This is a genomic window from Salinarchaeum chitinilyticum, from assembly GCF_055390775.1.
On sequence record NZ_AP043888.1, the window covers coordinates 2,853,784 to 2,867,714 of the forward strand.

Sequence of the window (13,931 nt, forward strand, 5' to 3'; positions counted from 1 at the left end):
GCGTCCCCTACTGCGTTCTGACGGCGACGGTCGCCAGTACCCCGGCATTAAGACGCTCGGCGCCGACGTTCGAACGATGGCAGACACTCGCCGGATCGTGCTGGACGTCCTGAAACCCCACGACCCACCGTTGCTTCGGTTCACGGACAGCGTCGCGGACGCAGCCTCGGTGACCGGCGCGACGGGGACGCTCGTCGAGCTCGACGAGGACGTCCAGAACGTCTCGCTGACCGTCGAGGGCGAGAACCTCGATCTCCAGGCCATCGAGTCGGCGATCGAGGACCTCGGCGGCACCGTCCACTCCGTGGATCAGGTGGCCAGCGGCGAGCACGTGGTCGAACGCCGGCGGACGCCCCAGGACCGGTAATCCGTGTCGCCGAGCCGCCGGCAGATACTGGCCGATCTCCTCCGCGACGAGGACGTCCGATCGATCGCCCGCCGGTACTTCGTCTCGAACGGGTTCGACGGCACGCTGACCTGCGTCGGCGTGGTCATGGGGGCCGTCCTCTCGGGCGTCTCCGACGGGTCGACGGTGATTACCGTGGGGCTCGGCGCCGCCGTCGGCCTCGGAACGTCCGCTCTCTGGAGCGTCTGGGAGATCGAGCGCGCCGAGACCAAGGCGGAGATCCTCAGACTCGAACAGTCCATGCTGACGGACCTCGACGACACCAGGATCGAGCGCTCCCAGCGGGGCGCCCGGGTAGTGCACGCCGTCGCCAGCGGGCTCGGCCCCACGATCGGGATCCTCGTCCCACTGTCGCCGTTCCTCTTCGAGGGGAGCCTGCTGACCATGACGGAGGCGGGTGCGGTAAGCGTCGCACTCGCCGTCGGCATCCTCAGCGTGTTCGGCGCCTACATGGGGTCGATCTCCGGGCAACGCTGGTACGTCTCGGCGGTCCGGATGGGACTCGCCGGGCTCGTCGTCGCGGCGATCAACGTGCTCCTGCCGGGATAGTAGTCGTATCGATGCGTTTCTCGCGTAGCCAGCTATCGAGAACTTCTGTGGTACAGCCGCTCACGGATTGCTCGCAGCGGAATGCACCGTCTGGGATTTGAACCGGAGGAAGACGTTCCGGGGTGCTCGCTCCCTACGGTCGCTGCGCTCCCGGGGCTGCGACTTCCAGGATTCAAATCCCCTCTGAGGAGCACCTGCTGCTCACGAATTGTTCGCAGCGGAATGCACCGTCTGGGATTTGAACCGGAGGAAGACGTTCCGGGGTGCTCGCTCCCTACGGTCGCTGCGCTCCCGGGGCTGCGACTTCCAGGATTCAAATCCCCTCTGAGGAGCACCTGCTGCTCACGAATTGTTCGCAGCAGGATGCACCGTCTGGGATTTGAACCGGAGGAAGACGTTCCGGGGTGCTCGCTCCCTACGGTCGCTGCGCTCCCGGGGCTGCGACTTCCAGGATTCAAATCCCCTCTGAGGAGCACCTGCTGCTCACGAATTGTTCGCAGCAGGATGCACCGTCTGGGATTTGAACCGGAGGAAGACGTTCCGGGGTGCTCGCTCCCTACGGTCGCTGCGCTCCCGGGGCTGCGACTTCCAGGATTCAAATCCCCTCTGAGGAGCACCTGCTGCTCACGAATTGTTCGCAGCAGGATGCACCGTCTGGGATTTGAACCGGAGGAAGACGTTCCGGGGTGCTCGCTCCCTACGGTCGCTGCGCTCCCGGGGCTGCGACTTCCAGGATTCAAATCCCCTCTGAGGAGCACCTGCTGCTCACGAATTGTTCGCAGCAGGATGCACCGTCTGGGATTTGAACCGGAGGAAGACGTTCCGGGGTGCTCGCTCCCTACGGTCGCTGCGCTCCCGGGGCTGCGACTTCCAGGATTCAAATCCCCTCTGAGGAGCACCTGCTGCTCACGAATTGTTCGCAGCAGGATGCACCGTCTGGGATTTGAACCGGAGGAAGACGTTCCGGGGTGCTCGCTCCCTACGGTCGCTGCGCTTCCGGGGCTGCGACTTCCAGGATTCAAATCCCCTCTGAGGAGCACCTGCTGCTCACGAATTGTTCGCAGCAGGATGCACCGTCTGGGATTTGAACCCAGGTCTTCGGCTCGAAAGGCCAAAATGATTGGCCGGACTACACCAACGGTGCGTGCAATCGGACCGATGCAGCGGATACAATAAATGCCTTCGATTGACACTGGCAGGGCGGGGCGACTGCACCACGGGACTACTCGAACTGTTTCCGTCTCAAGCAAGCACATTGGTGTTTTTGCTTGACATCGCTCACCATCGCGACGACAGGTGTGGATACTCTCGATATCGTATGACTGAATAGGTAGCTTCGCAGCGAGATCAGATTTCCGACCGTCCCACTTTGGGGCTGCAGTCGATATGCGTCGGTGCCATCGTGTGAGGATCGTGCTGAAACAGGACCGTCTCGGAACGCAACTATTTTGTGACTAATTATTGTATGAATATTATGGGCACGAGACGATCATTGCTCCAGGCGACGGGCACCACCCTGTCCATCGCTCTCGCTGGCTGTGCGGGCGTACTGTCATCGAGTGGCGACGGCGGCGAAACGGTACGGGACGCATTCATCGGCCACCCTGAACTCTACCAATCCGTCGAGAGCACGAGTGAACCGTCCGAGAATTGGAACCTGCGAACGACGTTGCGCGATGTCGAAGGGCTACGAGAGTCCGAGTCCCACGTCGCCGACAGATATTTCCAACCCGATGCACTCGCCGGATCCGTCCCCGAGGGCGGCGTCGCTGCGATCGACGAGGTGGACGTTGCGGTATTCAGCAAGGCGGATGCCACGTGGTCCGACGATCGCTACGTCAAGTCGACGTCTGGATACGTCGTTGGGAACGTTGATCCGAGCGCGTACGATCCGGCGACCGATGCGTCACCGACGCGGTTCGAGCACCAGGGGTTCGACTGTTATCAGATACCGGACGTACCTGTGGTCGCCGTTCGGGACGGGGAGATGATACAGGCCGATGCGAGATACGCCACGCAGGTAACGGGCGAGGAGAACGCGACCATCGAGCGAGCTCTACTCGAGAACGAAATCGAAGACGTCGTGGCGCCGTCGAGTCCCGCGAACTGGCTAGCCGAACCCCTCGACGGGTTCGGATCCAATCACTCGTTGTGGATCCACTTGGGCCAGGCGGGGGCCGAGGGACCCACGCAGATCGAGTGCGTGGGACACGAAGTCCACGGCGACCAGACGACCGTTCGCGCCCTCTTGGGAGGATCGACCGTCGACGCGTTCGAGTCTAAGTGGGATCCAGACGTTGTCCGCACGACCGTCGAGTCGGACATCATTATGATCCCCGGGGAGCCGGACATCTCCATTTCGACAGGGTCCAGGTACGGCATGGCCTCGGCAACGGTCCCGACGGCAGATACGGATATGGGCCCAGACGCCTGATCGATATTGATCCGCTCTCGGCGATCCAGTGCTCGTCGGTGTTCGGGATCAAAACACATTCCAGTTCCCCAATTTTCATTACGGACATGCACCGCGTCCGATTTCGCGATCCTGCGGGGGCAGTTCGAGCGGGAACCTGGACAGGCGACGGCGTCGCGTTCGCCGGCAGCGAGTACGATCTGAGTGAGGTCGACGTGCTCGCGCCATGCGAGCCCGAGAAGATCGTCTGCATCGGCCGGAACTACGTCGCCCACGCCGACGAACGCGACGAGGACGTGCCCGATCGCCCGCTGCTCTTCCTCAAACCGCCGAACGCGGTCGCGAGCCACGGCGACCTCGTCGAGCTTCCGGCTGGCAAGGAGACGCTGGAGTACGAGGCGGAGCTCGGCGTCGTCATCGGCGAGCAGTGCCGGAACGTCAGCGAGGCCGACGCCGAGGACGTGATCGCGGGCTACACCTGCGGCGTCGACCTCTCGAACCGCGACGATCAGGACCGGGAGCAAAACTGGGTCCGCGGGAAGGCCTTCGACGGCGCCGCGCCGCTTGGCCCGGTCCTTGCCACGCCGGAGGAACTGCCCGACGACGCACGGATTCGACTCTGGCAGAACGGCGAACTTCGTCAGGACGCGACGCTCGACCAGCTCGTCTTCCCGATCCCGGAGCTGATCGCCGAGATCACCGAGTACCTGACGCTCGAACCCGACGACGTGATTCTGACGGGGACGCCGGAGGGCGTCGGCCCGCTCGCCGACGGCGACGAGATCGAAGTCGAGGTCGAGGGCGTCGGACGGCTCGAACACGGCGTCGCGATTTCGTCGTAGCCAGGCTGGCGTCTCGGCGTCGGGCTTGACGCGTCACCGCTCCTCGGCGAGGAGGCCGTACACGTCACAGTCGAGGTGCTCGTCGCCGGCGTAGCCGTGTTCGCGAAGCGTGCCTTCGTGCTGGAAGCCGATCCCCTCGAGAATCCTGGTAGATGCTTCGTTGCCCTCGTAGACTCGTGCGACCACGCGGTTGCAGCCGAGGTCTTCGAACGCGTACTCCACGACGCGCTCGGCCGCTTCCGTCCCGTACCCCTCGCCCTGGTGTTCCGGACGGATCCAGTAGCCGATTTCGGCACGACCCGCTGCCCGGTCGATCCGGAAGAGCCACGCGTGCCCGATCGGCTCGTCGTCGAGACAGGGCAGGAAGTGAACGGCATTTTCAGCGTCTATCCATCCGGCGACGTCCTCCGGGCTATTCGGTTCGTTCCCACCAATCCAGTTACGGATTCGATGATCGTTTGCCTGCCGTCGGACGAATTCGTGATCGGCCTCTTCGACCGTCCGCAATGAGAGCCGCTCGCTCGTGAGGAAGGTCGCCCCGGGCATACGTCTCGCTGCTCGCCACCGGGCAGTATGCGTTCCGGTTTTCAACACTTCATTGTGGAAGCGAGCGGTGTCCTGGAGCGTTCGGTCAGTCCGCCACGTTCACGAACTCGATCGCGCCGTCGTCAGTGTCCACGATCGCGACGCTGTGCTCCTCGTCGGGGACCGCCTGGAACAGCGCGCCGGGGTTGAGCACGGTCGCCTCGCCGACCGACCGCTCGACCGCCTCGTGGTGGTGGCCGTGACAGACTAGGTCGTACTCGCCGGTTGCTGCGAGGCGTTCGACTTCTTCGAGGTCCTCGCCGTGGAGGGCTGCGACGTCGAGCCCATCGAGGGTCAGTGCGGCGAACCGGCCGTGGAGTTTCGAGGCCGGACTGAGATCGCGGAACGCCGACTCGAGTCCATCGAGTTCGCCGTCGTTGTTGCCGAGCACCGCGTGGACGTCCAGCCCGTCGAAGAAGGGAACGACCGGCGGGGCGATCACGTCGCCGCAGTGGATCACCGTATCGATTCCGCGGTCAGTGAACAGCTCGACGGCGCGCTGGACTTCCTCGACGTTGTCGTGGGTGTCGGAGATGACGCCGATCAGCATAGCTCCTCGTTGGGTCTCGGCCGGCAAAAACGGCGGTGCTGGGGACCCGGCCGTGTGGAAGGTGGCCAGTGTCAATGTTGCGCCGAGTGGCTGCCCAGCACCGACCCGCCGAGGAGAAAACGACAAACCCCGGGGCCGCGATCGGACGAGCATGGACGTCTACGGACTGATCGGGAACCCGGTCGGCCACTCGCTGTCGCCGCCGATGCACGAGGCGGGCTACGACGCACTCGGCATCGACGCGCGTTACGTCACCTTCGAACCCGAGGACGCCGGCGAAGCGATCGACGCCGCAGCGGCGCTCGACCTCGCGGGGCTGAACGTCACGATCCCGTTCAAGCGGGCCGTGCTCGACCACGTCGAACCGGACGCCACCGCCGAGCGCGTGGGCGCGGTCAACACGGTGGACTTCGCCGGCGAGCGCCCGACGGGACACAACACCGACGTCGCTGGCGTCCGGCGGAGTTTCGCTCATCACGACGTCGATCTAGAGGGCGCGACCGCGGTCCAGATCGGCGCCGGGGGCGCGGGCCGTGCTATCGCGTTCGCCCTCGCGGACGCCGGCGCCACCGTCCACGTCGCGAACCGAACCGCGTTGAAGGCCCACGATCTCGCGGCGGACGTTCCCGGTGCCGACGGTCACGAACTCGACGACGTTCCGAAACTCCTCGCCGACGCCGACGTGCTCGCGAACGCCACGAGCGTCGGGATGGAAGAAGACGCCTCGCCCGTCCCCGCGGACGCGCTCCACGGCGACCTCGTCGTCTTCGACGCCGTCTACAGCCCGCTCGAAACGACCCTGCTCGGCGACGCCGACGCCGTCGGCGCCCGTACGATCGACGGCGGCTGGATGCTGCTCTTTCAGGGCGTCGCTGCCTTCGAGCGCTGGACCGGCGAGGACGCGCCGGTCGACGCGATGAACGCCGCGTTGCGCTCCCGGCTAGAGTAACGGTGGCGGTGTGGGTGACGCTCGATTCGTCCGCTCGGTTGGCGTTTCGGTGGCATTAACACCTGTGGGAAACCTATTGCGTATATGCCCATACTCCGCAAACTGAAGTCTTTCCTCGGACTCGGCGACGCCGGGGCCGAGCAGGATCGCGACGTCACCGTCACCGTCGAGCACGACCCGGAAAACGAAGCTGCCGTGAAGGGCGCCGACGTCGAGGACTCGACGAACGACGGCGCCGTCGAAGACGGCGAAACAGCCGACGCAGACGAAGGAACCGATGCAGAGGCGAGCGCCGGTGCTGCGGAGGCAGCCGACGCGGACGATGGGTCCGCGAACGACGCCGCGTCGACCGACCCCGACCTCGAACCGGACGAGGACCTGGACACCGAGGACGTCCCCGACGAAGTCGAGATTCAGGACGCCGAAGCACCGGAGGGCGTCGTCGAGGACGGTTCGGATGACGACGGAGCTGACGAGGCGGATGGCGATGCGCACGGCGTCGAGTCGGGCAGCGACGACCCGGTCGACGCTCTCAACGGCATCGGGCCTGCCTACGCCGAGCGACTCGGTGACGCCGGGGTCGACTCGGTCGCGGATCTCGCTGCGGCTGACGCCGCCGAGCTCGCCGAGGCCACCGACATCGCCGAGGGTCGGATCCAGGGCTGGATCGACCAGGCCGCCGAGTACTGAGCTTCGTCGCGCGATTCCTGTAACTCCGAAGCGTTCCACCAGACGCCGTGTCACTGCATCCCCAGCGACCGCAAGGACAATACGGGCAGCCGCGCTTCCCTCCGACATGAGCGGGGCGACCGTCGTCACCGATCGGGACGCCTTTCTGGCGACGGCCGCCCACGCACCGCCCGGCGCGAGAGTCCCCGTCGCGGTTGAGCTTTCCGTCGACGACCCCTTCGACGCGTACCGGCGGGCCCGCGAGGGCGGTCTCGAACGCCAGCGCGGCGACAACGAGCAGCTGGCCGCCGAACCGCGCGATCGGACTGGTGCATTTCTCGAGACCACCGGCGGCCAGACCGGCTGGGGTTACTTCGGCGTCGATCCGATCGAGCGCCTGACCGTCGGCCCCAACGCTGTCTCGTGGCGACCGGGCGGCGATTCCGCTGCCGATTCGACCCACGGCCGGGCACCCAGCGACAGCGACTCCCCGACGCTCGACGCCCTGGAGGGCCGGCTCGCGGCGGAGGAGCTGGTCCGGGGCGAGTGCGACGTTCCGTACCCCTGCGGTGCGATCGGCTGGCTCTCCTACGACGTGGCGCGCGAACTCGAATCGCTGCCTGGCGACGCCGTCGACGACCGCGGCCTCCCGCGACTTCAGGTCGCGCTGTTCGATCGCCTCGCTGCCTGGGAGTGTCCGACGGGCGAGCAGCCGACGACGCTCACCATCACCGCCTGTCCACGTGTCGGGGAGGGATCCGGCGGGACGGCGGCCTTCGACCGCGGCCGCGATCGCGCTCTCGATCTCGCTGATCGAATCGAGCACGGAGAGCTGTCGATCGACGCGCTCGGCGACGCTCGGGACGGGGCGACGGCAGACCGTTCATCGACTGAAAGCGCGACGTTCGCGAGCGACTGCACGCGCGAGGCCTACGCCGACCGAGTCCGGGCGGTCAAGGAGTACGTCCGGGCGGGGGACACGTTCCAGGCGAACGTCTCCCAGCGCCTCTCGGCGCCGGCGGCGGTCCATCCGGTCGCGGCCTACGACGCGCTGCGCTCGGTGAACCCCGCACCGTACTCCGCGCTCCTCGAACTCCCCGCCGCCGATCTCGTGAGTGCCAGCCCGGAACTCCTCCTGGAGCGAGCCGGCGATCGCATCCGTACCGAACCGATCGCCGGCACGCGACCGCGGAGCGAGGATCCAGCCGCCGATGCGGACCTCGAGGCCGAACTCACCGGCGACGAGAAGGAGCGCGCCGAGCACGCGATGCTCGTCGACCTCGAGCGCAACGACCTGGGGAAGGTCGCCGAGTACGGGAGCGTCGACGTCACCGAGTACCGCCGCGTCGATCGCTACTCCGAGGTGATGCACCTCGTCTCGCTCGTCGAGGGCCGGCTGCGCGCGGACGCGTCGCTCGCGGACGCGATCGCCGCCGTCTTTCCGGGCGGCACGATCACCGGCGCGCCCAAACCCCGGACGATGGAGATCATCGACGAGCTGGAGGGCACCCGCCGCGGCCCCTACACCGGCTCGATCGGGATTTTCGGCTTCGACGGCGCGGCGACGCTCAACATCGTCATTCGGACGCTCGTCCGCTACGAGGACCGCTACGACCTCCGGGTCGGCGCGGGGATCGTCCACGACTCGGTTCCCGAACGCGAGTACGAGGAGACCCTGGACAAGGGCAGAGCGCTCGTGAACGCCGTCGATCGCGCGCTCGGTGAGCGAGCGTCCCTCGACGTCGACGGCGGGACGGCCGACGACGGGGGTGAGATCGCGTGAGCGCTGGCTCCGGCAACGGGCGGGCGCCACAGCGCGTCAGCGAGCCCGATCCCGCCGACGTTCCGGACGTCCGCGTGCTCGTCGTGGACAACTACGACTCCTTCGCGTACAACCTCGTCCAGTACGTCGGCGAACTGGCCGGCGAGGTCGTGGTCCGTCGGAACGACGCGATCGACGTCGCCGGGATTCACGAGCTGGCGCCCGACGGCGTGATCGTCTCGCCGGGGCCTGGCCACCCCGAGGCCGCTGGCGTCTCGATGGGGCTGTTCGACGAAGCCGACCTCCCAGCGCTCGGCGTCTGCCTCGGCCACCAGGCGCTCTGTGCGGCCAACGGAGCCAGGGTCGAACTCGCGCCGGACGTCGTCCACGGCAAACCGTCGGTGATCGAACACGACGGGCGGGGACTGTATCAGGCGCTCCCGGATCGCCTCCGCGTCGGGCGCTATCACTCGCTGGCGGTCGATCGCTCCGAGCTCCCCGGCGATCTCGTCGAGACGGCCTGGACGACGGACGACGAGCGCTCGGTGCTGATGGGCGTCCGACACCGCGAACGGCCCCACTTCGGCGTGCAGTTCCACCCCGAGAGCATCCTCACCGGCGAGGTCGACGCCGCGGAGGGATCGTCGCTGGGGGTGGGAAAGCGGCTCGTCGCGCAGTTCTGCAGGCTCGCGGCGGAGGCGAAGACAGCGGAGTCTGATACAGCGACAGATCGGTGATCATGAGCACGAAATACCACGTGAACGGCGAGCTCGTTCCGGCCGAGTCGGCGACCGTCAGCGTCGCAGACCGCGGCTTCCAGTACGGCGACGGCGCCTTCGAGACGCTGCGAGCGTACGGCGGCGAAATCTTCGAGTGGGACGCCCACGCCGACCGGCTCGACCGTACCTGCGAGGCGCTCTCGATCGACCACGGTCTCGAACGGGAGGACCTCCGCGAGCGAATCGACGAGACGCTGGAGGCGAACGATCTCGCGGACGCCTACGTGAAGTGCTCGATCACCCGCGGCGTCCAGCCCGGGAAACTGACACCCCAGCCCGAGGTCGATCCCACCGTCGTCGTGTACGTGAAGCCGCTCCCGCGGGGCGGCGTCGACGGCGAATCGGTCTGGACGGATCCGGCAACCCTGCAGACCGTCAAGACTCGGCGGGTGCCCGACGCCGCGATTCCGGCGGACGCGAAGACCCACAACTACCTGAACGGGATCCTCGCCCGCGCGGAGCTGATCGAGGACGCCGACGAGGCGCTGGTGCGCGATACCGACGGGGCCGTCGTCGAAGGGGCTGCGAGCAACGTCTTCTTCGTGCACGACGACGCGTTGCACACGCCGAGTGCGACGCGCGATCTCCTCCCCGGAATCACGCGACGGATCGTGATCGATCTCGCGGAAGACGCCGGGGTTCCCGTTCGGACCGGGACGTACGAGCCCTCCGACGTTCGTGAGGCCAGGGAGGCGTTCGTGACGAACACGACGTGGGAGATCCGGCCGGTCGACCAGGTCGACGGGATTTCGGTCGGTGGTGGCGCCGTAACGGAACTGCTGGCACGACTCTTCGACGAGCGGGTCGAGGAACTGCACTACTGAGACGGAGCCGTTCGCCGCGCCGATCGCAGCCGACTCCTTCGCTACACTGCTTCGATCGCGAACGTCGGTTCGTCCAGCGACTCGCTCTTGCATTCGGGACACCGGGAGGGCCGGTTCGCCGGATCGTCGAACCCGTCGAAGCCGCAGTCCCGGCACTCCGGCGGCGCGACGACGACCTGCTCGTCCGTTCCATCGAGCGTCGCGGCGACGTGGCGAACGTGGTCGATCGCGACGTCGGTGGGGATCGTGAAGCCCTCGGCGAGGTCGCTCGCGGAGGCGGGCCCCTCGCGAAGGCGCTCGGCGATCCGCTCGCGAGTCGTCTGCTCGGCGTCGGTCATGGCTTGGACTGGACCGCGCGCTCGGTTAGGCGTTGTGACGCTGCCAGAATCTGCGGGGTGGCTTCGGTGGTAGCGTCGGTACAGACGGGCGCGGTGCTACCCGTCGATACCAACGGGTACGGTTCCGAAACCGATGGGTACACGTGGCGCCCGCGCATACCGCTGTCCGAATGACCGAGCACATCGAGGTGCGGGGAGCCGCGGAGAACAACCTCGCGGACCTCGACGTGGACATCCCCCGCGAGGAGTTCACCGTCGTCACCGGCCTCTCCGGGTCGGGCAAGTCCTCTCTCGCCTTCGACACCGTCTACGCGGAAGGGCAACGCCGCTACATCGAGTCGCTGTCGGCCTACGCACGGAACTTCCTCGGCCAGATGGACAAACCGCAGGTCGAGCGCGTGGAGGGGCTCTCCCCGGCGATCTCGATCGACCAGAAGAACGCCGCGAACAACCCCCGATCGACCGTCGGGACCGTCACCGAGCTGCACGACTACCTCCGATTGCTCTACGCGCGAACGGGCGATCCCCACTGCCCTGAGTGTGGCCAGCCCGTCGGCGAGCAGTCCGCGAGCACGATGGTCACCCGGCTGCTGGAGCTCCCCGAAGGCACGAAAGCCAAGATCGCAGCCCCGATCGTCCGCGACCAGAAAGGGGCCTTCGCGGACCGCTTCGACGAGCTCCAGGCCGAGGGGTACGGCCGCGTCGAGGTCGACGGCGAGGAGTACGACCTCACGACGGAGCACCCCGATCTCGACGAGAACTACGACCACACGATCGACGTGATCGTCGACCGCGTGAAGCTCGATCCCGCGGATCGCTCGCGGATCGCGGACTCCGTCGAACTCGCTCTCGAGGAGGCCGACGGCGTCCTGAAGGTGATCCTCCCGGACGCTCCCGAGGGCGCGGCGGACTCGCTCGGCTCGCGAGCGCGCTCGACCGGCGACCTCGCCGGCGGTGCGGATCACGATCACACCGAGATCGAGGAGGCGGCGGAGTCCGGCGCGGACGACGACGCTGACGCCGATACGGAGGCCGACTCCGATATCGACACCGACGACCGCCTCGTCGTCGAACTCTCCGAGAAACTCGCCTGTACGGACTGTGGCATCGACCTGCCGGAGATCGAGACCCGATCGTTCTCCTTCAACAGCCCGCACGGTGCCTGTCCGGAGTGTGAGGGCATCGGCGAGACGAAGGAGGTCAGCGAGGACCTCGTGATCGAGGACCCCTCCAAGCCGATCAAGCACGTCTTCGAGCCCTGGAGCTTCAACCGGACGTACTACCGGCGGCGGCTCCAGTCCGTCGCGGACCATTTCGACGTCCCGCTCACGACGCCCTTCGAGGACCTCCCCGGGGAGGTTCAGGACGCCTTCCTCTACGGCACGTACGAGGACGTCGTCTTCGAGTGGACGACCTCCAACGGCACCCGGCACAAGGAACAGCCCTTCGAGGGCGTGATTCCGAATCTCGAACGGCGCTACGTCGAGACGGACTCCGACGGCACCCGCGAGCACATCGAGGAGTACATGTCGATCACGACGTGCCCGGAGTGTGAGGGGACTCGCCTGAAGCCGGTCTCCCGCGCCGTACTCGTCGACGACACCTCGATCACCGAGGTCAACCGGATGTCGATCGGCGACGCGCTCGAGCACTTCGAGGGAATGGAAGCCGGGATGAGCGAGCGCGATCGCACGATCGCCGAGGAGATCCTCAAGGAGATCCGTGCGCGGCTGGGGTTCATGTGCGAGGTCGGGCTCGACTACCTAACGCTCGACCGCGAGGCGTCGACCCTGTCGGGTGGTGAGAGTCAGCGTATCCGACTCGCCACGCAAATCGGTTCGGGACTCGTCGGCGTGCTCTACGTGCTCGACGAGCCCTCGATCGGGCTCCACCAACGGGACAACGACCGACTGTTGAACACGCTCGAGGAGCTCCGTGACCTCGGCAACACGCTGCTCGTCGTCGAGCACGACACCGCGACGATGCGCCGCGCGGACACCGTGATCGACCTCGGTCCGGGCCCCGGCAAGCGGGGCGGCGAGGTCGTCGTCCACGGAGACACCGAGGAGGTCGAGGCCTGCGAGGAGTCGATCACCGGGGACTACCTCTCCGGTCGGCGGCAGATTCCGGTGCCCGACGAACGCCGCGACCCTGACGGTGAGATGGTCGTCGAGGGCGCGCGGCAGCACAACCTCCGAGACCTCGACGTGGAGTTCCCGCTGGGCAACCTCGTCGCGATCACCGGCGTCTCCGGTTCCGGAAAATCGACGCTCATGCACGAGGTGCTCTACAAGGCGCTCGCCCGCGAGATGCACGGCAACACGGAGGTCGAGCCCGGCGAGCACGACGCGATCGAGGGCCACGAGGAAATCGAGACGATCCGGCTCATCGACCAGAGCCCGATCGGCCGCACGCCCCGATCGAACCCCGCGACCTACACCAACGTCTTCGATCACATCCGGGAGCTGTTCGCCGAGACGGAGCTGGCCAAGCGCCGCGGCTACGAGGTCGGTCGGTTCTCCTTCAACGTCAAGGGCGGTCGCTGTGAGGAGTGTGGCGGACAGGGCACCGTCCGTATCGAGATGAACTTCCTCTCGGACGTCCACGTCCCCTGCGAGGAGTGTGGCGGCGCACGGTACAACGCCGAGACGCTCGACGTCGAGTACAAGGGCAAGACCATCGCCGACGTCCTCGACATGACCGTCGAGGAAGCCTACGACTTCTTCGAGCACGACTCCCGCATCGAGCGCCGGCTCAAGCTGCTGAAGGACGTCGGGCTCACCTACATGAAGCTTGGCCAACCCTCGACGACGCTCTCCGGCGGGGAGGCCCAACGGATCAAGCTCGCCGAGGAGCTCGGCAAGAAGGACGCCGGCGACGCCTGCTACCTGCTCGACGAGCCGACGACGGGGCTCCACCCCGAAGACGAGCGGAAGCTGATCGAGGTGCTCCACCGACTGGCCGATCGTGGGAACACGGTGATCGTCGTCGAGCACGAGCTCGATCTCGTCAAGAACGCCGACCACGTGATCGACCTCGGTCCAGAGGGTGGCGAGGCCGGCGGCGACGTGGTCGCTGCTGGGACGCCCGAGGAGGTCGCCAGAGAGGAGGAGAGCCACACCGGTCGCTACCTGCGCGATCTCCTTCCCGACGTCGAGCTCGAGGGCCCGCGGGCCGACCGGGAGGAGGCGCCGGCACCCGCGGCGGACGACGACTGATCCAGCAGCATCCGGCCCCGATTGACGGGTAGTCGAAGCGATTTTGA

At 66.8% G+C, this 13,931-nt stretch carries 13 protein-coding genes and 1 tRNA gene; 10 read left to right on the forward strand and 4 right to left on the reverse strand.

The window, feature by feature from the left end:
- Nucleotides 1-76 precede the first annotated feature (76 nt).
- Together ACZ5KP_RS13805 and ACZ5KP_RS13810 are read left to right on the forward strand one after the other, a co-directional pair.
- On the forward strand, nucleotides 77-367 hold the full coding sequence (locus ACZ5KP_RS13805) for a DUF211 domain-containing protein (protein ID WP_460918425.1): 291 nt from the start codon (nucleotides 77-79) through the stop codon (nucleotides 365-367).
- A 3-nt stretch (nucleotides 368-370) separates the two neighbouring features.
- On the forward strand, nucleotides 371-955 hold the full coding sequence (locus ACZ5KP_RS13810) for a VIT1/CCC1 transporter family protein (protein ID WP_460918427.1): 585 nt from the start codon (nucleotides 371-373) through the stop codon (nucleotides 953-955).
- Nucleotides 956-2,024: 1,069 nt separating this feature from the next.
- Here ACZ5KP_RS13810 and ACZ5KP_RS13815 read toward each other — a convergent pair.
- A tRNA-Glu gene (locus ACZ5KP_RS13815) sits at nucleotides 2,025-2,099 on the reverse strand.
- 639 nt (nucleotides 2,100-2,738) lie between these two features.
- Between ACZ5KP_RS13815 and ACZ5KP_RS13820 the strand changes: the two genes are divergently transcribed.
- A complete protein-coding gene (locus ACZ5KP_RS13820; protein ID WP_460918429.1) occupies nucleotides 2,739-3,389 on the forward strand; it encodes a hypothetical protein in 651 nt (216 codons plus the stop codon).
- Between the two features lie 86 nt (nucleotides 3,390-3,475).
- Nucleotides 3,476-4,210, forward strand: coding sequence for a fumarylacetoacetate hydrolase family protein (locus tag ACZ5KP_RS13825; protein ID WP_460918430.1), 735 nt, complete (start codon nucleotides 3,476-3,478; stop codon nucleotides 4,208-4,210).
- 33 nt (nucleotides 4,211-4,243) lie between these two features.
- On the opposite strand, the gene ACZ5KP_RS13830 is transcribed toward ACZ5KP_RS13825, so the two are convergent.
- Together ACZ5KP_RS13830 and ACZ5KP_RS13835 are read right to left on the reverse strand one after the other, a co-directional pair.
- Complete coding sequence (locus tag ACZ5KP_RS13830) at nucleotides 4,244-4,756, reverse strand: GNAT family N-acetyltransferase (protein ID WP_460918432.1); 513 nt, start codon at nucleotides 4,754-4,756, stop codon at nucleotides 4,244-4,246.
- 85 nt (nucleotides 4,757-4,841) lie between these two features.
- Nucleotides 4,842-5,345, reverse strand: coding sequence for a metallophosphoesterase (locus ACZ5KP_RS13835; protein ID WP_460918433.1), 504 nt, complete (start codon nucleotides 5,343-5,345; stop codon nucleotides 4,842-4,844).
- A gap of 151 nt (nucleotides 5,346-5,496) precedes the next feature.
- Between ACZ5KP_RS13835 and ACZ5KP_RS13840 the strand changes: the two genes are divergently transcribed.
- From ACZ5KP_RS13840 to ACZ5KP_RS13860, 5 genes are all read left to right on the forward strand, one after another.
- On the forward strand, nucleotides 5,497-6,294 hold the full coding sequence (locus ACZ5KP_RS13840; protein ID WP_460918435.1) for a shikimate dehydrogenase: 798 nt from the start codon (nucleotides 5,497-5,499) through the stop codon (nucleotides 6,292-6,294).
- Between the two features lie 84 nt (nucleotides 6,295-6,378).
- The gene (locus ACZ5KP_RS13845) at nucleotides 6,379-6,984 is read left to right on the forward strand and encodes a helix-hairpin-helix domain-containing protein (RefSeq protein WP_460918436.1); all 606 of its coding nucleotides are present in this window, start codon (nucleotides 6,379-6,381) and stop codon (nucleotides 6,982-6,984) included.
- 106 nt (nucleotides 6,985-7,090) lie between these two features.
- Nucleotides 7,091-8,746, forward strand: a complete 1,656-nt coding sequence (locus ACZ5KP_RS13850; RefSeq protein ID WP_460918437.1) for an anthranilate synthase component I family protein — start codon at nucleotides 7,091-7,093, stop codon at nucleotides 8,744-8,746.
- A 74-nt stretch (nucleotides 8,747-8,820) separates the two neighbouring features.
- The gene (locus tag ACZ5KP_RS13855) at nucleotides 8,821-9,462 is read left to right on the forward strand and encodes an anthranilate synthase component II (RefSeq protein ID WP_460921060.1); all 642 of its coding nucleotides are present in this window, start codon (nucleotides 8,821-8,823) and stop codon (nucleotides 9,460-9,462) included.
- Between the two features lie 2 nt (nucleotides 9,463-9,464).
- Nucleotides 9,465-10,328: an aminotransferase class IV gene (locus ACZ5KP_RS13860; protein ID WP_460918438.1), complete on the forward strand. Its 864-nt coding sequence runs from the start codon at nucleotides 9,465-9,467 to the stop codon at nucleotides 10,326-10,328.
- Nucleotides 10,329-10,369: 41 nt separating this feature from the next.
- Here ACZ5KP_RS13860 and ACZ5KP_RS13865 read toward each other — a convergent pair whose 3' ends face one another.
- A complete protein-coding gene (locus ACZ5KP_RS13865; protein WP_460918440.1) occupies nucleotides 10,370-10,666 on the reverse strand; it encodes a transcriptional regulator in 297 nt (98 codons plus the stop codon).
- 170 nt (nucleotides 10,667-10,836) lie between these two features.
- On the opposite strand from ACZ5KP_RS13865, the gene uvrA reads away from it, so the two are divergent.
- A complete protein-coding gene (uvrA, locus tag ACZ5KP_RS13870) occupies nucleotides 10,837-13,884 on the forward strand; it encodes an excinuclease ABC subunit UvrA (RefSeq protein WP_460918441.1) in 3,048 nt (1,015 codons plus the stop codon).
- Nucleotides 13,885-13,931 lie beyond the last annotated feature (47 nt).